The following is a 22953-nucleotide window of genomic DNA, read 5'->3' on the forward strand; positions in this document are numbered from 1 at the left end:
TCCGGCGCATAGCGCCACAAGTTTTTCGGCGCAATGGCGCCGGCAATCTTTCGGCACGAAGGCGCCAGTTCGTTTTCGGCATAAAGGCGCCACCCGGCTGGATCCGGGGGTCGAACTTCTATCAGCTTCCGTCCTCCCATAGCATTTCCCGGGAGGGTGGTTTTGAACAGGAAGTTCGAGATGTTCCATTACCGACAGGTCCTGGTGCGCATGCGCCAGGGCGATTCCGATCGCGACATTGACCGCGCCAAGGTCATGGGCCGCAAGAAGCTACGCATGGTCCGAGAGACGGCCATTCAACGCGGCTGGTTGGTTGCTGGCAGCGCGTTGCCGGACGACACCGAGCCGGCTGCGATCTTCGGCGGCAAGCCAAACCTCCCGGCCAGCCATGTCTCCTCCGTGGAGCCATGGCGAGAACAGGTAACCCAATGGGTGGCGGCCGGGGTTCCCGGTAGCGCCATCCACGGCGCACTGGTGCGCAACCACGGCTACGGTGGTAGTTACTCGTCTGTCTACCGGCTAATTCAGCAGGTCCGCGGCGAGGCGGTGCCCGATGTCCCGATGCGGCTGGAGTTCAAGCCAGGCGAAGCAGCCCAGATTGACTTCGGCGCCGGCCCGACCATCACGGACGTGCACACGGGCGAGATCCACAAGACCTGGTTCTTCGTGATGACCCTGTGCTGGTCCCGGCACCAGTACGTCGAGGTTGTGCGCGACCAGTCCGTTGCCACCTGGTTGCAGTGCCATCGGCATGCCTTCGAATGGTTCAATGGCGTGCCGGCCCGGCTCATCATCGATAACCCCAAGTGCGCCATCACCAAGGCCTGCATCTACGAACCGGAAGTGCAGCGATCCTATGCGCAATGCGCCGAGGGCTATGGCTTCCGGATCGACCCATGCCCACCGCGAGACCCGGCCAAGAAGGGGATCGTGGAATCCGGCGTCAAGTACGTGAAGTCCAGCTTCCTGCCGCTGCGCGAATTCCGCGACCTGGCCGACGCCAACCGCCAGGACCAAGACTGGGGGAACGGCGAAGCCGGCAACCGGATTCACGGTACCACCCGGGAGCGTCCACTGACGCGCTTTGCCGAAGTCGAGAAGTCGATCTTGCTGCCATTGCCGGACGTGCCGCCGGAGCTGGCCACCTGGGCCAAGGCCAAGGCTCACCGCGATGCCCATGTTCAGTTCCAGTATGCCTACTACTCAGTGCCATTTCGCTTCGTCGGCAACGAGGTCTGGCTCAAGGCCACCGAGACCATGGTGCAGATCTACCACGAGCACACGTTGATCGCTTCTCATGTTCGGCAATCTTCTGCCGGCATGCGGGCCACCGTTGCCGACCACATGCCGCCAGCAGCCCAGGCCTGGCAAATGCACGACACCCAATGGTGCCTGCAGCGCGCGCAACAGATCGGCCCGTCCTGCAACGCGCTGGTCCACGCGTTCTTCGGCGACCAGGTATTGATCAAGCTTCGCACCGTCCAGGGCGTGCTGCGTATGGCCGAGCAATATGGTGCTGTACGCCTGGAAGCCGCATGCCGACGTGCAAACCACTTCGGCACGCCTACCTACAAGGCCGTCAAGCTGATCCTGCAGAAGGGGCTCGATCAAACCTGGCTATCGGCCGATCTGGTCGCCCCGGCCACGACTTACACCCATGGCGGCCGATTCTGCCGCGATACCCAAACGCTCCTCGTCCATTGAATGCTATGAATCCGATTCCCGAACTGACCTCCGCTCTGAAGCAACTGCGCCTGTCCGGCATTCTCGACTCGCTGGAAGCCCGCAACCGCGAAGCCATTGATCGCAAGCTGGCTTACACCGACTTCCTCACCTTGCTCATCCAGGACGAGATCGCCAGGCGCGATCAGCGCAAGCTCGATTCCCGGATGCGGCGCGCCAACTTCCGCGGCCAGAAGACCATCGAGGGCTTCAACTTCGACCGCCTGCCCAACGTCAACCGGGCCTCCATTCACGACCTGGCCACCTGCCGCTTCGTGGACGAGAAGGTTTGCGTGCTGATTGCTGGGCCGTGCGGTACCGGGAAGTCCCATCTGGCGCAGGCCTTGGGCCACGCCGCCGCGCGGCATGGCCATGATGTCCTGTTCATGACGCAGGCCCGCTTGCTGAGCGCGCTGCGCAGCGCCCACGCCGTCGGGTCCTTCGAGCGGCGCTTCCAGGCGCTCGCCAAGGTGCCGCTGCTCATCATCGACGACTTCGGCCTCAAGCCCATGCGGGCACCCGAAGACGAGGACTTCCACGACCTCATCGCTTCATCGCGCCATCATACGCGACCTCGCCAACGTGACAGTGCCCTTAGCACGCCTTGCCACCGCTCCCCCGTTCATCGCCCAGTTCCGCGATGGGTAGGCGACGCGCGCACGGCGGCCAAGGGCGTGCCGGGCCGTGTCCTCGCTGCGCTGCGGGCCGCACCAACCCGACACTTTTCCCCTTGACCGCCGTGCGCGCGCCGACTTCCTGGCACGCGGGACGATGAACTCAGGGGAACGGCGGCAAGGCTCGATGCAACCAGCCGCTTAGGCAAAACCCTCAACGCCGGGACGCGGAATCTAAGGTTCCGGTCAACCACCGGACGTCATCGCGTCGCGCGCGGGCGGCGGAGCGAGGCGCGAGGCCGGCTGCGTCGACTTCAGCTCACCCTCCGGTGTACGGCCCGGATTCTTGCTGCTATACGTCTTGCCCGGTGGCGGAGCGGTCGGGCGCTGGCGTACGTCGGCTAGCAGCTTGCCGCATGCACTCTCCGGCGCGGGCGTGAAGTTCAGCACCGGCAGCACAGCCGCAATCGGTGCTGCAAATGCCAACGCCACCACCGCACCCGCGCGCAGCGCAACCACAGCCGGGTTGATCGACACATCCGGGTCTTTGTAAGTGCCCTTCACATACAGTGGTGTGCGTAGCGAGAACACGCGCAACCCCTTCGAATCGGGGTGGATGGTGAAGTCCAGTGCCTCCTGCTTGAAGCTGGTCGCGCCGGTCACGTCGATGACCGCGTCCTGCGTATCGACCACGAAGGTGCGCGCCTGCGCCAGCCCGTTGCTCACGGCAAAGTCGGCGGCCGCGCAGTTGATGGTGACCTGCTTATCGCCAAAGAGCTTGGTGAGGATCACGTTGCCGACGTTCAGCCCCATGACTTCGAGGACGAACTTGCTGACGGTGCCTTGTTCCACGAGCAGCTTCACCTCGCCGTTGGACGCGCCGAGCAGCGCGGCGACCGAGTTGCCAGTGGCGGAAAGCCGCGCGTCGCCGTTGACCTCACCCACGCTGGCGCGCATCGAATCCACGTTCGGGAGGAGCTGCTTGATCTTGACGTGCCGCGCAACTAGTGCCGCACGCGCCTGCATCGGCGTGGCATGGCCGTCGAGCTGGATGTTGGAGGTGAGCGTGCCGCCCGCGATGCCAAAGTTGAGCGGGTCGAGCGTGAGCACTCCGTCGTGCAACTTGACGTGTGTGACGAGGTGGTCGATCGGCAGATCACTGCTGTGGACGATGCGCTCGCCGGTGAACTTCACGTCGGCGTCGATGGCCTTCCAGCGGTCGGTGCGGAATGGCTCGGCCGGCAGCACCTTGTCGGCCGGCTGGCGTACGGTCTCGTCGCGACGTGCCTTGTTGGCGTTGGAGTCGGCACCGATGATCGGGGCCAGGTCGGCAAACAGCAGTTGGTGCGAGATCAACTCGCCGGTCAATTGCGGGCGCGGCTCACGCATGGTAAAGGTCAGCGTGCCGCCCATGTCGGACCCGCCCACGCGGCCGCTGAACTTCTCGTAGCGCCAGTCCGAGCCCTGCTCGCGCAGCTCGCCGATCAATCGGCCGCGCGTGTCGAACGGCGGCGACTCGGGCAGCACCACGCCAGTCAGCGGATACAATTGCGCTAGGCTCGCGCCCGAAAGATGCAGGCGCAGGTCCAGCGAGGTGAGGCTGGCCGGATTGGTGAGCGTGCCGGCCAAGTCGATGCGCGTCTTACCGACCGTCACGTCGGCTTGCAGCGGGTAGGGGTGTCGCGCGTCTTGCAGGCGCAACACACCGCCGGCCTTGCCGCTGCCGTTGATGGCGGCTTTGTTGTACGTGCCCTTGACCGTCCAGGTGATGCCGTAGGGCTGCCGCGGGTCGGACGCGACGGGTGCGTTCGCGCCAGCACCGGACGCGGTGGGTACCAAGGCCGGTTGCTCCTCGCTCTTGATGGCCGTGCCGTTGGCGGCGGCATACAACGCTTGGCTGTCAACCGTATCGATGGTGGCGGCCAGGTGGATGCGCTCGATGTCGTCATCCAACGCCAACGTGCCCTTGCTGAAAGCGATTTCGCGCAACTGCAGTTTCCAGTCGGAGGACGTGTTGTCGCCGGCTTCGTTGAACCTGAACGTCCAGTTGTTGCGGTTCTGTTTGTCGCGCTCCAACGCAATGGCCGGCGTATCGAGCGTCACGCTCGGGATAACGATACGGTGCGCCAGCAGCGACAGTGGCTCCAGCACGAAGGTGAGCTGGCGCACGGTCACCACGTGCGGTTGCTTGGCCCACTCCGGGTTGCCGATGGTGATGTCGTTGGCGATCAGGCGCGGCCACGGCACATAAGCGCGCCAGCGGGATTCGTCTTCTGGCTTCTTCCAGGTGAGTACCAAGTCGCCATTGATGGCAAAGGGGCGGTCGATGGCCTGGGACACGCGGTCATTCAGGTACGGCTTGGCGCGACTCCAGTCGAACGTCAGCACAAAGATGACCGCCGCCGTCACAATGACGACGGGTGTGATGAACAGTCCGAGGGCGAGTTTGCTGGAAGTTCGCATCGTTATTCTTGGCAGGTTTCAAGTGCGAAGTGCAACACCCCGCAGGTTACTAAACATGAAGCCGGTCCGAAGGGTTGGCCAGGATCTGAGCAAGGACTTGCAGTGGGGTGTGCCAGTTGAACGCGTGGCCGGCTATTGACGCTGTCGGCGATGGCATCAAGCTGCTCCTGAGAGTGGACGGACAGGTCGGTGCCCTTGGGTAAGTACAGACGCAGCAGACCGTTGGTGTTTTCGCAGTTGCCGCGCTGCCATGGGCTTTGCGGTTCGCAGAAGTACACGCGCACGCCAGTGGCAGCGCTCAGTTCTGTGTGCTGGGGCATCTCACGGCGCTGGTCGTAGGTCAACGTGTGGCGTAGCGGCGCCACGAGGGATTTCAGCTTGGCGGTGAAGCTCGCCAGGGCCGAAGTAGCGGTGGCGTCGGGCATTTTGACCAGCAGTACGGCACGGCTCATGCGCTCAAGCAGGACACCCTCGCCAAGCGGTTGGCCCGCACGCTTGATGAGGTCGCCCTCCCAAAGCCCGGGCATGAGCCGGGTCGTTCACCTGGGGCGGGCGCACGTGGATGACTGACCATGTCGGCAATCTGGCCGCGCCGGTCGGTGCCACGCGAGCGCAGCAGGCGCTTGGCGCGCAGTGATGCACGTGTCTCGAGGATAAATCGAACAGCAGGGGAAGTTTAGAAGAAATGGTGCAGCCAATATCTGAGGAAATCTGAATAGCTATGCCGCCCCGCAGGGCCATTGCATGAAATCGTGTTTACGATCAATGGCTTACGGGGGCGGCTTGTAAACAAGGGCGAATCCTGGGTTTACTGTCGTCTTTTCGACGGCAGGCTATGGAAGCAGCAGCCCTGAGTATTGAAGATGCCTTTGGTGATCTGGAAGATCCGCGACGCCGTACGCCGGCCCATAGCTTGACGGAGATGCTGGCGGTCGCGCTCTGCGCGATTCTGGCGGGTGCGGATAGCTGGGTCGGGATCGAGTTGTGGGGGAACGCCAAGCTTGATTGGCTGCGGCGCCACATTCCCCTGACCAATGGCATTCCCTCCCACGATACCTTCGGGCGGGTGTTCGCAGCGCTCAATCCCAAGCAGTTTGAGGCCTGCTTTATCCGGTGGACTCAGCACCTGTTTCCCACCCTGGCTGACCAGGTGGTGGCGATCGATGGCAAGACCGTGCGCGGCTCACATCAGCGCGGTCAGCGCGCGATTCACCTGGTTTCGGCCTATGGGGCTGGACTGGGCATGGTGCTCGGACAGGTGCGCACGGCCCAGAAGAGCAATGAGATCACGGCGATTCCAGAGTTGCTCGACGCCCTGCTGCTCAAGGGCGCAATCATCACTATCGATGCGATGGGTTGCCAGCAGGCGATTGCCCGACAGATTGTGCCCGCCGGCGCGGACTATGTACTAGCCGTCAAGGCAAACCAGCCCACGCCGCTGGCGCACATCCACAAGGCGCTTGCGGCGATCGAGCATCTCCCGGCCGACAGGCGCGCCCAAGTGGTACGCGAGCATCGCGACATTGACAAGGGACACGGGCGCATCGAGACACGCCACTGTACGGTGATCGACTGGGCCACGCTGCGCCAAAGCACAGCGAACGTCGCCTTCGCCCCATGGCCTCACGCACGCTCGGCAGCCATCATCGAGTCCACGAGGGAAATCGGCGACAGCGTTGCAAAGGAACGACGTTACTACGTGTCCAGCTTGCCGCCGGATGCCGCGCGCATCGCCCACGCAATCCGATCACACTGGGCCATCGAGAACGCCATGCACTGGACTCTGGACGTGGCCTTCGACGAAGATCAGTGCCGAGTGCGTGTCCAGAATGCAGCGCACAACTTCGCCATTCTCAGGCGCATTGCCATGAACCTGCTACGACAGGATCGCACCATCAAAGCCGGCTTGAAGAACCGCCGTATGCTGGCCTGCGCTAACGACTGCTATCTGGCTCAATTGCTTGGCTGGAACGACGTTTAGATTTCCGTCACATTTCATGCGATGGCCCTGTGCCGCCCTGTTGTTGTTCTTGTCAGTTCGAGGAGGCCACTGTCACGTTGGCGAGGTCGCGTAAGATGGTACGATGAAGAAGAAGTCGCTCTATCACGGTCACCGTTTCCCCGCCGTGGTCATCAGCTGTGCGGTGCGTTGGTATTGATATGACTTTGCGGGTTTTGTCGCAATAAGCCTCCGGTAGAATGAGCCGGTATCGAACTCAGACAAGGTGGGCAGTGGTGATGAACGCGGAGATTGCGAAGGTATTGAAGCGACTGAACTATCTGCTGTAGGTGATGCTGACCTGCGTGCGGTGGTATGTGGGGCTCTGTCGCAATAAGCGAGCGAGGGCGGAACGAACCCTGGCGGCGCTGTTGCCTTATGCAGCCAGGGAATAGAAATGCTGGGCAGCCGCTTGATGGCCCGATGCTCCTGCTCGACGACATTGGTCAGGTACTTGACCTGGCGAATGGCGATGGGCGTTTCCCGTTCGGCGTTGAGGTCGTGCAGCGCCGCCAGGTTGGCCGGGCTGCCGTCGATGGTCACTGAGTCGGGCTGGCCGTGCTGCGGCCTTGTCACGCTGAGCGCAGCAGGAAGTCGATGGTATTGCCCGCCTTGTCGACCGCCCGGTACAGATACTTCCACTGGCCGCGTACCAGGATGTAGGTCTCGTCCATGCGCCAGCTTTTCGCCACTGGGCGCTTGGAGCGGAGAAAGATTCTGTTTAGCGCCGGCAGCAACTTCAGCGCCCAGCGGTATACGGTCGAATGGTCAACCGAGAGGTTTTGTCGCAATATGCCTCCGGTAGAATGAGCCGATATCGAACTCAGGCAAGGTTGGCAGTGGTGATGAACGCGGAGATTGCGAAGGTATTGAAGCGCCTGCACTATCCGCTGGAGGTGATGCTGACCTGCGTGCGGTGGTATGTCGCCTATCCGCTGAGCCTGCGCCATCTCGAAGAGATGATGGCCGAGCGTGGCATCTCGGTGGACCATTCGACCGTACACCACTGGGCGCTGAAGTTGCTGCCGGCGTTGAACAAGATCTTTCGCTCTCGCAAGCGCCCGGTGGGAAAAAGCTGGCGCATGGACGAGACCTACATCCTGGTACGCGGCCAGTGGAAGTATCTGTACCGGGCGGTCGACAAGGCGGGCAATACCATCGACTTCCTGCTGCGCGCCCAGCGTGACAAGGCCGCAGCACGGCGCTTTTTCGAGAAGGCCATCGCGCAGCACGGCCAGCCTGACACGGTGACCATCGACGGCAGCCCGGGCCAAGCCAACCTGGTGGCGCTGCACGACCTCAACGCCGAACGGGAAACGCCCATCGCCATTCGCCAGGTCAAGTATCTGAACAACATCGTCGAGCAGGAGCATCGGGCCATCAAGCGCCAGACTCGACCAATGCTTGGCTTCAAGGACTTCCGCTGCGCCCGCATCTTGCTGGGCGGCATTGAGCTCATGCATATGATCGCCAAAGGCCAAATGCAGTGCCACGAAGGGAGCAATCCGTCGGCTGCAGAGCAATTCTATTCCCTGGCAGCATAAGTCAGTTTTCCCCTCAGGAGTCTTCTCGTCTTCGCTCCCTTACAGCGACAGAGCCCTCATTCTACCGGAGGCTTATTGCGACAAGACCCGCGCCGGTACCACGCTGGAAGGCGTATCGAAAATCCGCACCGCGATGCCCGACGGTGTGACCACCGCAGGCAACGCCAGCCAGTTCTCCGACGGCGCTTCGGCTGCCGTGGTGATGAACGCCAAGGGGGCGGCAGCAATGGGCCTGCAACCGCTGGGCGTGTTCCGCGGTTTTGCCGTGGCCGGCTGCGAACCGGATGAGATGGGCATCGGCCCCGTGTTTGCCGTGCCCAAGCTGCTCAGGAAGGCCGGCTTGAAGGTGGAGGACATCGGCCTGTGGGCACTGAAGCGTTTGCGGTGCAGGTTCTGTATTGCGCAGACAAGCTCGGCATCCCGATGGACCGCCTGAACGTGAACGGCGGCGCGATCGCCGTGGGTCACCCGTACGGCGTGTCGGGCGCGCGCCTGGTCGGCCATGCTCTGATCGGCGGCAAGCGCCGTGGCGTCAAGTACGTGGTGGTGACACATGTGCATCGGCGGCGGCCAGGGGGCTGCCGGCCTGTTCGAGGTGCTCTGAGAGACGATGGCGATTTGCACCGGATCCTGTCGCGTATGACGGGCGAATCGTCTCGCCGGTCGGTCGGCCGCGCACCTTTCGAGCTGGGATGCACAAGCGGCATGCCGAACCCGGCTTCGAGGGCGGCGAGCCGCTGTGCCCCCGCCGAGCACATTACCTTGACCTGGCGCTACAGCCGCTTCAGGACTTTTGCAACCTCCAGGTTCATGTCCGCTACCCACACGCGCTGAGTTCGAGATCGGCCATGCTACTGGAGGCTTATTGCGATAGCGGCTTACTCCGCCTGGATCTTGTTCTTCCGAATGACATTGTCCCAGCGCGTAAAGTCGGCTTTTATGATCTTGTCAAACGCCTCTGGCGTGGAGCCGGTAAGCGTGATGCCGTACTCATCCATGCGTTGTTTGATGTCAGGCCGGCTCAGTACAGAGTTGAGGTCACGAGAGAATTTCTGCACAACGTCTTTCGGCGTTCTTGCCGGGAGCAGTACGCCATACCAGCCAATACTCTCCAGGCCGATGTCGCGATATCCAGCTTCGGCGAAAGTTGGGGTGTTGGGCAATTGTTGAGCTCTGGCGGAGCCGGTCACAGCGAGCGGGATCAGCTTGCCATCGGCCGCGTAGGGCTTGGCTCCTGGCACGGACAGGATGATCGCGGAAAGCTGACCTCCCAGCATGTCGGTCAGCGCCGGTCGTTCGCCCTTATACGGCACATGAAGGATGTCAATCTTTGCCGCGTCCTTAAGGAGCTCAATGTACAAGTGCCCCGCCGATCCGGTGCCGAATGACCCATAGCTGTAATGTCCGGGCTTGGCATGGGCCAAGGCAATGAACTCAGCCAGGTTCTTGGCGGGAACGGAAGGATGCACTGCGAGGGTCAAAGGCATGGTTCCCACCTGCGAGACCGGCGCGAAGTCCTTCAGGGGGTCAAACGAGACCTTCTTGTATAGCGCGGGCGCCTGAACCAATGCGGTCACAGTGAGCAAGGCCGTATAGCCATCGGTGGGCGCCTTGGCCACTGATTCGGCGGCTACGATGCCCGAAGCTCCGGTCCTGTTCTCGACGATCACCGCCTGCTGCCAGATTTTTGCCAGTTGCTCGGCGATAAGGCGAGCCATGACGTCCGAAGTGCCACCGGGCGCGAACGGGATGACGATTTTCACAGGCCTTTGTGGATAGGGAGCGGTCTCAGCAACCGTGGTGCCAGCGGTTAGCGCAATGGCACCGGCCACCATCGCATGCATTGCAACGCGCCTCTTGAAATTAGTCGGCATGGGTGTCTCCTTAATTGTATTGGCAGGGAATTGGTTACCGATTCGGTTCGGTCGCCCAGTCCGCCGGCACGGTAAGTGGGAAATCAAGCAGCATCTGGGCAAAGCTCTTGCCTAGCGGATCGGACCGAAGGCTGGCAGATCCTCCGCCCCCCAATGCCTGATGCAGTATGAAGTTCAGCGCGTTGAGACCAGGGACCTCGTAGCACTCCACTTCGCCCTGAACGAGGTGCGAAAACCACTGCCGTACAGCCTCCGGAGTCAGTTGGGCCCGGAGAAGTGGCAAGAATCGGGGGTCGCGCGCAATGACGCCGATGTTCTCGTCATCCCCCTTGTCACCGCTGCGCGCCCAGGCCAAGGCAATCAAAGGCACGTTGGCTTTTGGGCCGGCCGGCGATTCCCGGTGATCGGCAGAGATTGGCAAGGGCAGGGGGAGCGTGTTCTCTCCGACCAGCGAGGCGACTGCAATCCGTTCTTCGCGGTTGCCCATGCGGACGGTCAACGGAACTTCCTCTTTTGGTACGAGGAAAGAAAATACCTTCACCACCTGCTGGACGTCGGCCCGACCGAACAACGTGGCACGCGTGCCAGCCGCCATCGATGTCCCGCATGAAGCGCATTCGCGCTGAAGAAACAATAGCGCCTTTGGCTCGGGATGACGCGCCGCCAGGCGTAGCAGGACTTCACGCGTGGGTAGTGCACGTGCGTCCGCTCCGTAAAGGGCCTCACAGCCAATGAGCTCAATGCTTGTTTCGCTGTAATCCTGGTAACCCTTGTCGGCCATCATGCGGCGGGTGCGCGCCAGCAACGCTTCAGCCGTGCGTTTTGCTTTCTCGGGCGCATCGATGCCGCGAATCGCCAGTGCCAGCGCAATCTGATGGCCGTCGAGCCACGTTCCATTGCACTTGTAATGCGTACCAGGTGGGCGGCCGCGCGCGCCGCTGACACGCACATGGTGTGCGTCCAATGCCTCAGTGCGAACCTGCCGGAAGTCACAGGTGACATCGGGCATCAGATATGCGCCAGGGTCGCCTACTTCATACAGGATCTGCTCGGCGACGGCAGCCCGGTGAATTAACCCGCCAGTACCCTCTGGCTTGGAAAGTACGAAGCTGCCGTCATCGGCACAGTCGATCACGGGGTAGCCCATGCGGTCCCAGTGCTTCACGAGCTGCCAATCCGTGAACAGTCCTCCCGTAGCCTGGGCGCCGCATTCGATCACGTGACCCGCGAGCGTTGCGCTGGCCAGCCGGTCCCAGTCGCTCCAGGACCAATTGAACTCATGGACCAGCGGCGCGACGACAACGGCGCTATCGACACAGCGGCCGGTAATCACAATGTCCGCGCCCCAGGACAGGGCACGGGCGATGCCCTGAGCGCCGACATAGGCGTTGGCCGACATCAGGTGCTCAGGAGGCGCTTCCTGGGTATGCATATCCTTGAGGCCCTGTGCACCCCAGCGGGGAATTGACGCCATGATGTCGTCGCCGTCCACCACCGCGATCTTTGGTCGAAGACCTTGCCGTTCGGCAACCGCAAGCAGGGCATCACAGCAGGCCTGCGGATTAAGCCCGCCTGCGTTTGCCACCACCCGTATCCCGCGCCTGAGGATCTCTGCCAGATACGGCGCCATGGCCGCATGGACGAAGTCGGTGGCGTAGCCAAGGTCCGGATTCTTGGCTCGCGCACGCGACATGATCGACATCGTCGTTTCGGCCAGGTAATCGTAGACCAGGTATTGCAAACCTGGCACGGCGAGCAGCTGCGGTGTCGCAGTGGCTGAATCCCCCCAGAAGCCGGAGGCGCCACCTATGCGTACGTTACGTGTGGTGCTCATGCTGGGTGCTCCTCGGAGATAGCCTGTACATGGACCAGCTTGCCGCCAGCTCGTGCCAGTCCACCTACCTGTCCCGACAGTTCCGTGACCTGACCAGCAAACGGCGCGGTCAGGGTGTGCTCCATCTTCATGGCTTCCATGACTACCAGGGCTTGCCCGGCCTCGACCACGTCGCCGACAGCGACGTTGATGGCTGCGATACGGCCGGTAAGGGGAGCAGTCACGGCACCGCTGCCGCCTTCCTTGACGCGGACCCGGCGAGGGTCAACTGGCCGGAAGCGCCAGGTTCGGCCCTGGACGAAGATGTGGATGCCATTGGTGTCCCGGGCCTGGACCACGCGGTGCACCACGCCGTCGCACTCGATCCAGCAAACGCCGTCTGCCTGTGCCTGCACGATCGCCAGTTGCCTGGCTTGTGGCTGAGCGCCTTGCCAGACAGTGGCCGCGATGCCATTGTTTCCCGGTTCCAGTTCGACGCGCCAGCGATGCTTGCCGAGTTCCAGATCCACGCCCGATACTGTGTGGCTCAGGCGGGCTGCCTCGCGCTCCGGCAGCTTGGCCTCGCATAGCGCGGCGATGGCCACTATGGTGGCATCGGGACAAGCGGTGGCAAGCGCCTCGCCCATATGCTGGGCGATGAATCCGGTGTGAGCTTCGCCACGAACAAAGGTCGGGTGGGCCAGGCAATCGGCGAGGAAGCCCTGGTTGCTTGCCACGCCCAGCAGCACGCAATCTTGCACTGCGCTATGCAGCTTGCGGCGTGCCTCTTCACGTGTGCGTCCATGCGCGACCAGCTTGGCCACCATCGAGTCATAGTGCGGCGGTATGCTACCGCCCTCCCGAAGCCCGTGATCGACACGCACGTCGTACCTGTCGCCCGGAGGCCGCCAGCGCAGCACCGGTCCACTCTGTGGCAGGAAGCCGGCGGCAACATCTTCGGCGGTCAGACGTACTTCGATCGCGTGGCCATCAAACGCGATCGAGGCCTGACTAAAGGGCAGGGGTTCACCGGCTGCTACACGCAGCTGCCATTCCACGAGATCCAGGCCGGTAATGGCTTCGGTCACGGCGTGTTCGACCTGGAGGCGCGTGTTCATCTCCATGAAATAGAAGTTGCCGGAGCGGTCCAGCAGGAACTCCATGGTGCCGGCCCCCACATAGCCAATCGTGCGAGCCGCCCTGGTTGCTGCGAGGCCCATGTCTTCGCGCAGTTCCGGGCTGACGGCAGGGGAAGGCGCCTCTTCGATCAGTTTCTGGTGTCGGCGTTGCACCGAACAATCGCGCTCGCCCAGATGAATGGCATGGCCGCGGTGATCGGCGAGGATCTGAATCTCGATGTGGCGCGGCTCGAGTACGGCGCGCTCCAGAATCAGTTCGTCGGAGCCGAAGGCTGTGAGCGCTTCGGAACGTGCGCTGGCCAGGGCGGCAGGCAGATCCGACGCGTCATGCACCAGGCGCATGCCGCGCCCGCCACCGCCGGCCGTGGCTTTGACCATGATGGGAAACCCGATATCGCGAGCCGCCGCGCAGAGGGTGGCATCGCTCTGGTCCTCCCCTTGATAGCCAGGCACGCAAGGCATACCTGCGGCCATCATCAAGCGCTTCGCTTCGGCCTTGTTACCCATCGCGCGGATCGCTTCGGGGCTCGGGCCGACAAACACCAGTCCAGCGCGGGCGACCGCTTCTGCAAAGTCCTCGTTCTCGGCAAGAAAGCCGTAGCCCGGGTGCACGGCGTCCGCGCCGGCACATCGCGCGGCGTGCAGGATGGCTTCGATGTTCAGATAGGACTCTCTGGGGGCGGCGGGACCCACGCAGACAGCTGTGTCCGCTTCGATTACATGGGGGCTGGTGCGATCCGCCTCCGAATAGATCGCCACGGTACGCAGTCCGAGGTGACGCGCCGTGCGCATGACACGAATCGCGATTTCGCCGCGGTTCGCGACGAGCAGGGTATGGAATGGCCTGGCTTGAGCGCTCATCGTTCGTTCTCCATGCTGTGCACTTGATGGGAAGCGTCACCGCACGACGTGACATGGGATGCGGCAGCTTTGGTGGCGGCACCTGGCTGGGGCAGCACGTCGTGCAGACGACGCACGCCCGGCAAACCGGTTTGGCTCGAGGATTTCATGGCGCAGGTACCTTGTCTCAGCGCGAGCTCATCAGGCCCATTTGTTTCGCGATGACCTGCATCATCACTTCGTCGGCACCGCCGCCGATAGAGCCAAGACGGAAGTCGCGGTATGCGCGCGAGACCGGGTTGTCCCACGTGTACCCCATGCCGCCCTGGAACTGCATGCACCAATCGGCGATCTCCCGGGAAAGCCTGCCGGCCTTGAGCTTGGCCATCGATGCGAGCTCCACGACGTCGCCACCGTTGATGTAGGTTTCCGTAGCCATATAGATCAGTCCACGCAGGGCTTCCAGCTCGGTCTTGAGTTCGGCGAGCTTGAACTGAATGAACTGGTTGTCCAGCAGCGGCTTGCCAAACGCCTTGCGCTGGCGCAGGTATTCGGCGGTCTCGTCGATGAGTTGAATGGCAGCCAGACGGCGAGCGGCAGCACCAAGGCGTTCTTCCTGGAATTGCTTCATCTGATAGATGAAGCCCATGCCTTCCTCGCCAATGCGGTGGCGCACCGGGACACGCACCTCGTCAAAGAAGATCTGGGCGGTGTCGGAGCACCACATGCCGAATTTCTTGATCTTCTGGACCTCGACGCCCCTGGTCCGCTTTCCGCCCTCCTTGAGGGGGACAATGATCAGGGACTTGTTCTTGTGGGAAGGTCCGTCCGAGGTGTTGCACAGCAGGCAGATCCAGTCCGCCTGGGTGCCATTGGTAATCCACATCTTGGAGCCGGAGATCACATAGTCGTCGCCATCGCGCCTTGCACGAGTCTTTAGCGAGGCTACGTCAGAGCCCGCGCCCTGTTCCGACACGCCGATGGATACCACGACGTCACCTGCAATGGCGGGAGCCAGAAATTCGCGCTTGAGTTCGTCGGAACCAAAGTTGGTCAGGGCTGGCGTGGCCATGTCGGTCTGCACGCCCGCGCCCATGCTTACGCCCTGGGCACGAACATAGCCCATCGCCTCACCGGCAGCGATTCCGTAGGAAAAGTCGAGACCCAGGCCGCCGTATTCTGTGGGCTTGTTGATGCCTAGAAAGCCGAGATTGCCCATCTTCTTGAACAACTCATGGGCCGGGAAAATTTCGGCGGCTTCCCATTCATCGATAAACGGATCCACTTCGCTCGACAGGAAGCGGCGGATGCTCTGCATGATGCTACGGTGTTCTTCGCTGTACATTTTGCTTGTCCTGGAAATGTATCTTTGATCAGAAACGGGCCACGCCGAACTGGACGGGGTTGGTCTGGCGGCGCTCGCCTTCGCGCGCCGTGGCCAGCACGAATGCCAGGACGGCGCGGGTGTCGCGTGGGTCGATCATTCCGTCGTCCAGCATCAGGCCGCTGGTAATGAAGGCGCTGGCCTGTCGATCGAAATTGGCCATGATTTCCTCTTTCTGCCTGGCCAGCGCCCCCTCATCGACCGGGCGGCCTTTACGTTCGGCCTGCTGGCGGGCGACGATTTCCATGGTCGTGGCAGCCTGCTCTCCTCCCATGACGGCCGTCTTGGCGTTGGGCCAGGAGAAGCTGAAGCGCGGCCGGAAGGACTGTCCACACATGCCGTAGTTGCCTGCACCAAAGGAGGCGCCGCAATACAGTGTGATGTGCGGGACGCGGGAATTGGAAAGCGCCTGGATCATCTTGGACCCATGCTTGATCATCCCCGCTTCTTCGGACATGCGTCCGACGATGAAACCGGTCGTGTTCTGCATGAAGATGATGGGTGTCGCTGACTGATTGCAGAGCTGGATAAACTGCGCCGCCTTGGTCGCGCCGGCCGGATCGATCGGGCCATTATTGGTGATGATGCCTACGGCTTGTCCTTCGATGCGAGCGTGTCCGCACAGCGTCGCCATACCGTAGTCCGGTTTGAACGGGAGCCAGGCCGATTCATCAACGATGCGGCCGATCACCTCCCGCATGTCGACGGGCTTCTTGACATCGAGCGGCATCACACCAGCGAGTTCGTCCGGGTCGAGCGCAGGCGGCTTGCCCGCCGGCGTCGGGTGAGGCTCTTGCCAGTCCAGTGCTGCCACAATATCGCGGGCAATTGCGATGGCGTGGGCATCATCTTCGCCGACATACTCTGCGAGCCCGCTGATCTGGGCGTGCATATCGGCGCCACCCAACTCCTCATCGCTGGCAATCTCGCCGGTTGCGGCCTTCAAGAGGGGCGGGCCCGCAAGGAATGCGCGCGCGCGCTGGCGTACCATCACCACATAGTCCGATAGCCCGGGCATATACGCGCCGCCAGCCGTCGACGAGCCGTGCACCACGGTGATCACAGGCAGTCCGGCTGCGGACAACCGCGCCAGGTTATAGAACAGCCCGCCGCCGCGGATAAAGCGCTCCACGCGATAGGCACGCAGATTGGCGCCGGCGGACTCCACCAGATGGATGAAGGGCAGTCGGTTTTGCACGGCAATTTCTTGGGCACGGAGCACCTTCCTGCTGCCCGCGTCGACATAGGCTCCTGCGTTGATGGCGGAATCCGAGGCGACCACCATGCAACGTACCCCGGATACAAAGCCGATACCGACGATCTGCCCGCCACCCGGGACCGAGGTCTCCGGATCGGCGCCTTCCGTGCAGTAGCCCGCCAGATTGCCAATTTCCAGGAAGGGGACCCCCGGATCGAGCAGCCGCGCAACGCGCTCGCGCGGGAGCAGTGCGCCGCGCTTGTCGAAAACGGCCTTGGCCTTGGATGAAGCCTCCCGGGTTCGCTGCTCGAGCTTGCGCAGGCGCTCGGTCAGGGCCAACAGGCTGCGCCGCTGGTCCGAGAATGTTGCATGGGATGTGTCAATGCGCGATTCAATGGGTGTCATGACGTGGACTCCTCGCGGAAAGTCAGGAGGGCGTCCAGGGCCACGGCGCCCTGGCCCTGCGCTTTCGCCAGCATCGGGTTGATTTCCAGTTCGGTGAGGTTGGGGCCTGCCGCCATGGCCGCATTGGAGACAGCAGCGATGGCTTGCGCAACGGCTTCGATGTCGGCCACCGGCTTGCCCCGGAAGCCTTGCATCAGCGGATAGGCACGCAGTTCTTGCAACATTTCGCGTGCCATCGTGGCGTCCACCGGCAGGAGGCGGTGTGTCACATCCTTGAACAGTTCTGTCATGATGCCTCCCAGCCCGACGGTCATGGTGAGGCCGAACACCGGATCCCGGGTGACGCCAATGATCAGTTCACATACGCCTTGCTCCATGGGCTGTAGTAATAGACCTCGCAACTCTGCGTTCGGCGCAGCAGCGGATACCGTGGCGAGCATGTCTTGAGCTGCCTGCGCTACAGCTTCGCAACCAAGGTTCAGGCGCACACCACCTACCTCGGTCTTGTGTGCGATGTCGGGACTCAGAATCTTCATGGCGAGCGGGCCACCCAGGCGCTCGGCAACGGCCTTCGCGTGCGTCGCGTCGTTTGCAACTTCGGCCCGGCCGACCGGCACCCCGAACTGAGCGAGCCACCGCTTGACCTGATCCTCGTCCGCCCGCACTGGGGGCACGGATACGGTTACCTCGGCAGCGGACGACGCCCGGCGCAGCGCGCTCCAATGGGCGGTCCGCGCAGCGCCCTCAGCCCAGCGCACCGTGGTGCCGAGTGCCTCGCTTGCCCGTGCTGCATCGGGAAAAACAGGAATACCTGCCGCTTCCAACCGGCACGTGGTCTCGGCAGTGCCGGAGGTAGCGATAACGGCCACCAGGCAGTCGGTTTGTGCGGCCACCTCGATGAGCTCGGGGGCGATGCGCTCAAAGAGCGAACCTGTGGCGAACACGAGGAGGATGTCGGCGACATCGTCTGCCAGCATCGTCTGCAAGACCTCGCTGGCCAGGCGGTCGCGGCTGAACAGCTGGCCGGTCATGTCCACCGGATTGCAGACCATGGCGATGCCGGGCACGCTGGCTAGCAGCTTGTCCTGGCAGGCACGCGACAGATCCGGGAGGCGCAGGCCCTGTGCGCTCAGCAAGTCAGCAGTGACGGCGCCCATTGCACCTGAGATCGAGGCGACCACGACGCGTGATCCGACACGCTTTCCTCGTTGGAATTGCGAAAGGTAGGCCAGATCCGCGAGATGCATGGTGTGCCTGGCTTGCATGACACCCAGCTGGGCGAAGGCGGCCCTATAGATGGCGCGGTTGCCCGCGAGAGCAGCGGTGTGGGACTGGGTTACCTCCGAGCCGCGTTCGCTTTCCCCGGCCTTGAGCAGCGCCAGCGGCTTGTGAGCCTCCCGCAGCCGCGTTGCAGCAGAGATGAACTTCTCGCCGTCGCGCAATCCTTCCACGTAGCCGGCGATGGCTTCCGTGCACTCGTCATCGACGAGGTAGTCCAGGTAATCGGAAAACTCGACGCAGGCCTCGTTGCCGGTATTGATGAAGTGGCGGAAACGCATGTTCATCTTCCATCCAGTCACGTAGATGTCCGAGCACATGCTGCCGCTTTGCGTGACCAGGCTTACGCGGCCAGGTTCGCCATCCGGCGGAAATGCCCTGAAGGTGGGGACAAAAGACGTAATGGCCCGGGTCCCCAGATGCGCCAGGCCCATGCAGTTGGGGCCGATGATTTGCATGCCGGTGCGCTGAGAAAAAGCCACCAGCTCCTGCTGGCGCACGGCACCTTCGCCGCCGACCTCGGCGTAGCCGGCAGCGTAGACGATGGCAGCGGGAATGCCCTTTGCATGACAGCGTTCCAGCATGGGCAAAACATCGTCGGCCGGTAGGGCGAGCACGGCGACATCCGGCGCGCTTGGCAATGACTCCAAGTCCGGATAGCACTGACGTCCAGCGAGCTCCGTGTACTTGGGATTGACGGGAAATACCTGCCCGGCAAAACCAAGCCGGGTAAGGTGATCGAGCGCGATGCCCCCGATGCGGTCCGGGTTGCCCGAGGCACCCAGGATAGCGATCGAGGACGGGTTTAGTGTGGTCTCAAGCCGATGCGGCGTTGCCGGCATGGTGTCTCCTGTTATGTGTCCGGTGTCCAGGAGATTTCATGCGAAAGTCCGCGCAACAGCAATCGTGGAGTCGTGTTTTGTCCACGATGTGAGCGGTACTAGGGGCAATACTAGCGGCAGTACGAGGGCAGCTACGAGGGCAGGGCAGGTGCGGTCATGCCCTCAGTTCGTGTATCCAGCATTCACTTCTTCCACGATCAGCGAAGCGACTTCGTGCCGTCGCGCCAAGGGCATGCGCGCCTTGGGGGAAACGATGCTGATTGCCGCGTAACCGGAAGGTACCTTAAAGGCGTATCCGGCACCTGCCACACCAAATCCTGCGGCAAGCGTGTAGCCCAGGTTCCGGCTGCGCTCAACACCGGTGAGGATGCGTACGACACTCAGGCCATTGGCCTTGTATTCCACCTCATGACGTGCGTAATGCTGTCGGATCTCGGTATTGGTCAGGCGGGACAACAGCGTCAGGCTGCCAATGCCCAATCCCAGCAGGCGCGTGTCGCCCACCAGGCGCGCCAGGTCAGGGTCTTGCGGTGCATTCTGCTCCATATGCAGGTTGTAACTGTAGTCGCCAATGCCGACGACAAGGAAGACACCTTCGCCGGTTCTTCGTGCCAGGCGCCGCATCGTATGAAGGTGGGCTTGAACCAATGGAGGGCGTGACATCGTGTGCAAGCCCAGGAACATGGCAGCCGTGCCCAAGCGGTAGATGCGCGACGCGGGATCGTGCTCCACGTAATGAAGCCGTTGCAGAAAAGCGATCATGCGGTATGCCGTGGGCCGACTCAAGCCGGAGAACTGCACAAGCTGGCGCAGCGACATGCCACTGACGTGATGGTCGGCCAACAGTGACAGCAAGGAAAACGCTCGCTCCAGGCTTTGGACGCCGGAAGCCGTTGATTCGGAAGGTGCCATGTGTACCGGTCGCTATTCAATAAAAATTTTGTCCACATTATAGACATTCAAGGGCTTTCTGATTGGTAAATCACCGGGCGTGTCATGAAATCTCCGAAGGTCAACGGCCATTGTGAGATCGATATGACGGGAAACCGATTGGAAGAGGAATTCTGCGCCTTCCTTGCGCAGGGGCGATTCATGCTGCAGCAGTCGCGAAGCAGCGGCGAGTATGTGTTCTTTCCGCGCGTGGCAGCGCCGCGAACGGGCCACCGCGACCTCGAGTGGGTCGCCGCCTCCGGGCATGGCGTGGTCTATTCGACGACCACGGTTCGCACCAAGCCACCACAACCAAACTACAACGTAGCGCTGATTGAACTCGCGGAAGGTCCCCGCCTGATGAGCAGGGTGGAAGGCATCGACCCGGACGCCGTGCGCATTGGCATGCGGGTGCGTGCCCGCGTCGCCGAGATCGACGGCAAGCCCTTGCTGGTATTTGACCCTGTTGAGGAGGACACGCAATGATCGACCGATTCCCGCGCGGCGAAGCCGCTATTGTGGCCGCGGCAACGCATGGCATGGGTGCAGCACCCGGACTGAGTTCCATGGAGCTGGCGGTCGGGGCCAGTCTCAAGGCGCTCGACCAGGTCGGGCTGACGCCGCAGGATGTCGACGGGCTGTTCGTTGCCTTGCCAGATGACTTCATGTCTGGCCTCGGCCTGGCCGAGTACCTTGGAATTTCGCCACGCATTACGGAAAACAACCGGACGGGCGGCTCCGCATTCATGACGCATGCGATGTGGGCCGCGCTGGCGCTGGCGACCGGCCAGTGCAATGTGGCGCTGATTGCCTACGGCAGCAACCAGAGGAGTGCAGCCGGCGGCCTGGTCATGTCGATGCGGCAGAACGCCTTTGAGGCGCCTTACAGGCTGCCTCGGCCCATTGGCGCGTATGCGATGGCAGCGGCACGCTACCAGCACGAATTCGGCTTGAAGCGCGAACAACTCGGCGAGGTTGCGCTGGCGGCGCGACAGTGGGCACAGCTCAACCCCGACGCGTTCATGCGCGATCCGATGACGATGGATGACTACCTGGGCGCACGGATGGTTGCCGATCCCTTGGGTGTGCGTGACTGCTGTCTGGTGACGGATGGCGCGGCGGCGATCGTGATGGTGCGTGCGGACCGTGCCAAGGACCATACGCATAACCCCGTGTATCTGCTCGGCGCCGCTGCGGCGACGGAACACCGGGACATTACCGCCATGCCGGATCTGACCCGTACCGCAGCGCGCCTCTCCGGCCCGCGTGCGTTCAGGCAGGCTGGCGTGCGGCCACAGGATATCGACGTGGTGCAGCTCTACGATGCCTTCACCATCAACACGCTGCTGTTTCTCGAGGATCTTGGCTTCTGCAAGAAGGGGGAAGGTGCCAGCTTTGTGGAAGGCGGACGCATTGCGCCAGGCGGCTCTCTGCCGGTCAACACAAACGGCGGTGGCCTGTCCTGCGTCCACCCTGGCATGTACGGGCTCTTCGCAATGGTCGAGGCAACCGAGCAGCTGATGGGTCGGGCCGGCGCGCGCCAGATTCCTTCGGCCCGGTTGGCTGTTGCGCACGGCAATGGTGGCGAGCTGTCCAGTCAGGCGACGGTGGTGCTTGGCACATCTGAGACTTTGTAATTCCAGTCAGGAGACATCCCATGCATCTGCGCTATGGCGAGGACGAACTGGCGTTTCGCCAGGAGGTCCGAGCCTTCCTCCACGATGCATGGCCCGATGACCGCAAAGGCCAAGATGGAACAGGAACGCTGGTGACGCGAATGTGAGCTGAGTTCCGGCTACCACCTCGACGTTGAATGCTGGCGGCCTCAAATCTGAAGTGCAACACCTTGCCATTCGGTAAGGTGTGGTGAATGACAAGAACGAAGTACCAACAACTTCAACCCGAAGAACGCATGCGCATCGAGATTTGGAAGGCAGAAGATGTCAGCCTGCGAGCCATGGCTCGCAGGCTTGGCCGCGCGCCTTCGACACTGGTGCGTGAGCTTCGCCGCAATACCACCGCCCGGGCGGCTATGACGCAATGAACGCGCAAACTTGCCGTACGCAACGCCACAAGGCCAGCCGTCCAGCAGCTAAGCCGGCTCCTGATAGCGTGCTGTGGGGCGTGGTGCGCCACTTCCTTGACCAGAAGTGGTCGCCCCAGGAAATCTCCGCTACGCTCAAGCGCGCCTTTCCTGACGAGCCCGACCGCAACGTGTCCCACGAGACCATCTACAACGCCATCTACGCCTATCCGCGAGGTGAACTGCGCCGCCAGCTTATCGCCTGCCTGCGCCAAGGCCGCGTCAAGCGCCTCCCACGCTCACGTGGCACTGACCGACGCGGCCAGATTCCCGACATGGTCAGCATCCATGTGCGCCCGCCCGAGGTCAACGACCGGCTGATGCCCGGGCACTGGGAGGGTGATCTCATCAAGGGCGCGGGCAACCAATCGGCCGTGGGCGTGCTAGTAGAGCGCATGAGCCGTGCTGTACTGCTGGTCAAGATGCCCGACGCTACTGCTGCTTCGGCCTTGGCGGGCTTCACCGCCAAGCTGCAATCCCTGGTCGCGCCGCTGCGCCAGACGCTGACCTACGACCAGGGCCGTGAGATGGCTCGGCACGCCGAACTCAGCGCTGCCACCGGGGTGCGCGTGTACTTCTGCGACCCGCACAGCCCTTGGCAGCGCGGCTCCTGCGAGAACACCAACGGTCTGCTGCGCCAGTACTTGCCCAAGGGCACCGACCTGTCCGTCCACTCTCAGGAGGAGCTTGATGCCATCGCCGACAGTCTCAACACCCGGCCTCGCAAAACCCTTAACTGGCACAACCCATTGCAAGTCCTCGCTCAGGTTCTGGCTAATCCCTCAGACCAGCTGCCTGTTCAATAATTTGCAGGGTGTTGCACTT

Annotated in this window: 15 protein-coding genes and 5 pseudogenes; 10 read left to right on the forward strand and 10 right to left on the reverse strand. The window is 62.5% G+C overall.

Annotated elements, in window-relative coordinates; translation table 11 throughout:
• The first annotated feature begins 180 nt into the window (after positions 1 to 180).
• Both istA and AC5WJ1_RS28105 read left to right on the forward strand, forming a co-directional pair.
• Positions 181 to 1704, forward strand: coding sequence for an IS21 family transposase (gene istA, locus AC5WJ1_RS28100; protein WP_494477247.1), 1524 nt, complete (start codon positions 181 to 183; stop codon positions 1702 to 1704).
• A 5-nt stretch (positions 1705 to 1709) separates the two neighbouring features.
• Positions 1710 to 2456: an ATP-binding protein gene (locus AC5WJ1_RS28105; protein ID WP_494477248.1), complete on the forward strand. Its 747-nt coding sequence runs from the start codon at positions 1710 to 1712 to the stop codon at positions 2454 to 2456.
• A gap of 126 nt (positions 2457 to 2582) precedes the next feature.
• On the opposite strand, the gene AC5WJ1_RS28110 is transcribed toward AC5WJ1_RS28105, so the two are convergent.
• Both AC5WJ1_RS28110 and AC5WJ1_RS28115 read right to left on the reverse strand, forming a co-directional pair.
• Positions 2583 to 4799 (reverse strand): AsmA family protein, encoded by a 2217-nt coding sequence (locus AC5WJ1_RS28110; RefSeq protein WP_494477249.1) that lies wholly within the window; start codon positions 4797 to 4799, stop codon positions 2583 to 2585.
• Between the two features lie 49 nt (positions 4800 to 4848).
• Positions 4849 to 5430, reverse strand: a pseudogene (locus AC5WJ1_RS28115) (IS30 family transposase); the annotation flags it as partial.
• Between the two features lie 204 nt (positions 5431 to 5634).
• Here AC5WJ1_RS28115 and AC5WJ1_RS28120 point away from each other — a divergent pair.
• Together AC5WJ1_RS28120 and AC5WJ1_RS28125 are read left to right on the forward strand one after the other, a co-directional pair.
• On the forward strand, positions 5635 to 6780 hold the full coding sequence (locus tag AC5WJ1_RS28120) for an ISAs1 family transposase (protein WP_494477246.1): 1146 nt from the start codon (positions 5635 to 5637) through the stop codon (positions 6778 to 6780).
• Between the two features lie 103 nt (positions 6781 to 6883).
• Positions 6884 to 6955, forward strand: a pseudogene (locus AC5WJ1_RS28125) (IS6 family transposase); the annotation flags it as partial.
• Between the two features lie 251 nt (positions 6956 to 7206).
• On the opposite strand, the pseudogene AC5WJ1_RS28130 reads toward AC5WJ1_RS28125, so the two are convergent.
• Positions 7207 to 7583 (reverse strand): annotated as a pseudogene (locus AC5WJ1_RS28130) (IS6 family transposase); the annotation flags it as partial.
• Between the two features lie 60 nt (positions 7584 to 7643).
• Between AC5WJ1_RS28130 and AC5WJ1_RS28135 the strand changes: the two are divergent.
• On the forward strand, positions 7644 to 8342 hold the full coding sequence (locus AC5WJ1_RS28135) for an IS6 family transposase (protein ID WP_494477385.1): 699 nt from the start codon (positions 7644 to 7646) through the stop codon (positions 8340 to 8342).
• Positions 8343 to 8430: 88 nt separating this feature from the next.
• Positions 8431 to 8946 (forward strand): annotated as a pseudogene (locus AC5WJ1_RS28140) (thiolase family protein); the annotation flags it as partial.
• Between the two features lie 274 nt (positions 8947 to 9220).
• Here AC5WJ1_RS28140 and AC5WJ1_RS28145 read toward each other — a convergent pair.
• From AC5WJ1_RS28145 to AC5WJ1_RS28175, 7 genes are all read right to left on the reverse strand, one after another.
• Complete coding sequence (locus AC5WJ1_RS28145; RefSeq protein ID WP_494477250.1) at positions 9221 to 10216, reverse strand: Bug family tripartite tricarboxylate transporter substrate binding protein; 996 nt, start codon at positions 10214 to 10216, stop codon at positions 9221 to 9223.
• A 34-nt stretch (positions 10217 to 10250) separates the two neighbouring features.
• Positions 10251 to 12050, reverse strand: coding sequence for an acyclic terpene utilization AtuA family protein (locus AC5WJ1_RS28150; protein ID WP_494477251.1), 1800 nt, complete (start codon positions 12048 to 12050; stop codon positions 10251 to 10253).
• Positions 12047 to 14029 carry an acetyl/propionyl/methylcrotonyl-CoA carboxylase subunit alpha gene (locus tag AC5WJ1_RS28155; RefSeq protein ID WP_494477252.1) on the reverse strand — a complete coding sequence of 661 codons (1983 nt, stop codon included), beginning with the start codon at positions 14027 to 14029 and terminating at the stop codon, positions 12047 to 12049. The genes AC5WJ1_RS28150 and AC5WJ1_RS28155 overlap by 4 nt, the downstream gene beginning before the upstream one ends.
• A 166-nt stretch (positions 14030 to 14195) precedes the next feature.
• Positions 14196 to 15353 (reverse strand): acyl-CoA dehydrogenase family protein, encoded by a 1158-nt coding sequence (locus AC5WJ1_RS28160; protein WP_494477253.1) that lies wholly within the window; start codon positions 15351 to 15353, stop codon positions 14196 to 14198.
• 28 nt (positions 15354 to 15381) lie between these two features.
• Positions 15382 to 16995, reverse strand: coding sequence for an acyl-CoA carboxylase subunit beta (locus tag AC5WJ1_RS28165; protein WP_494477254.1), 1614 nt, complete (start codon positions 16993 to 16995; stop codon positions 15382 to 15384).
• Positions 16992 to 19115 (reverse strand): acetate--CoA ligase family protein, encoded by a 2124-nt coding sequence (locus tag AC5WJ1_RS28170; protein WP_494477255.1) that lies wholly within the window; start codon positions 19113 to 19115, stop codon positions 16992 to 16994. The genes AC5WJ1_RS28165 and AC5WJ1_RS28170 overlap by 4 nt, the downstream gene beginning before the upstream one ends.
• 162 nt (positions 19116 to 19277) lie before the next feature.
• Complete coding sequence (locus AC5WJ1_RS28175) at positions 19278 to 20027, reverse strand: IclR family transcriptional regulator (protein ID WP_494477256.1); 750 nt, start codon at positions 20025 to 20027, stop codon at positions 19278 to 19280.
• A gap of 123 nt (positions 20028 to 20150) precedes the next feature.
• Here AC5WJ1_RS28175 and AC5WJ1_RS28180 point away from each other — a divergent pair, with 123 nt between their 5' ends.
• The 4 genes and pseudogenes from AC5WJ1_RS28180 to AC5WJ1_RS28195 all read left to right on the forward strand — a co-directional run bounded on the left by AC5WJ1_RS28180 (position 20151) and on the right by AC5WJ1_RS28195 (position 22934).
• Positions 20151 to 20531 (forward strand): Zn-ribbon domain-containing OB-fold protein, encoded by a 381-nt coding sequence (locus AC5WJ1_RS28180; protein WP_494477386.1) that lies wholly within the window; start codon positions 20151 to 20153, stop codon positions 20529 to 20531.
• Complete coding sequence (locus AC5WJ1_RS28185) at positions 20528 to 21682, forward strand: thiolase family protein (RefSeq protein WP_494477257.1); 1155 nt, start codon at positions 20528 to 20530, stop codon at positions 21680 to 21682. The genes AC5WJ1_RS28180 and AC5WJ1_RS28185 overlap by 4 nt, the downstream gene beginning before the upstream one ends.
• Positions 21683 to 21702: 20 nt before the next feature.
• Positions 21703 to 21828 carry a hypothetical protein gene (locus AC5WJ1_RS28190; RefSeq protein WP_494477258.1) on the forward strand — a complete coding sequence of 42 codons (126 nt, stop codon included), beginning with the start codon at positions 21703 to 21705 and terminating at the stop codon, positions 21826 to 21828.
• Positions 21829 to 21915: 87 nt separating this feature from the next.
• Positions 21916 to 22934, forward strand: a pseudogene (locus AC5WJ1_RS28195) (IS30 family transposase).
• Positions 22935 to 22953: the final 19 nt, after the last annotated feature.

The organism is Cupriavidus sp. MEYA8 (genome assembly GCF_059278825.1).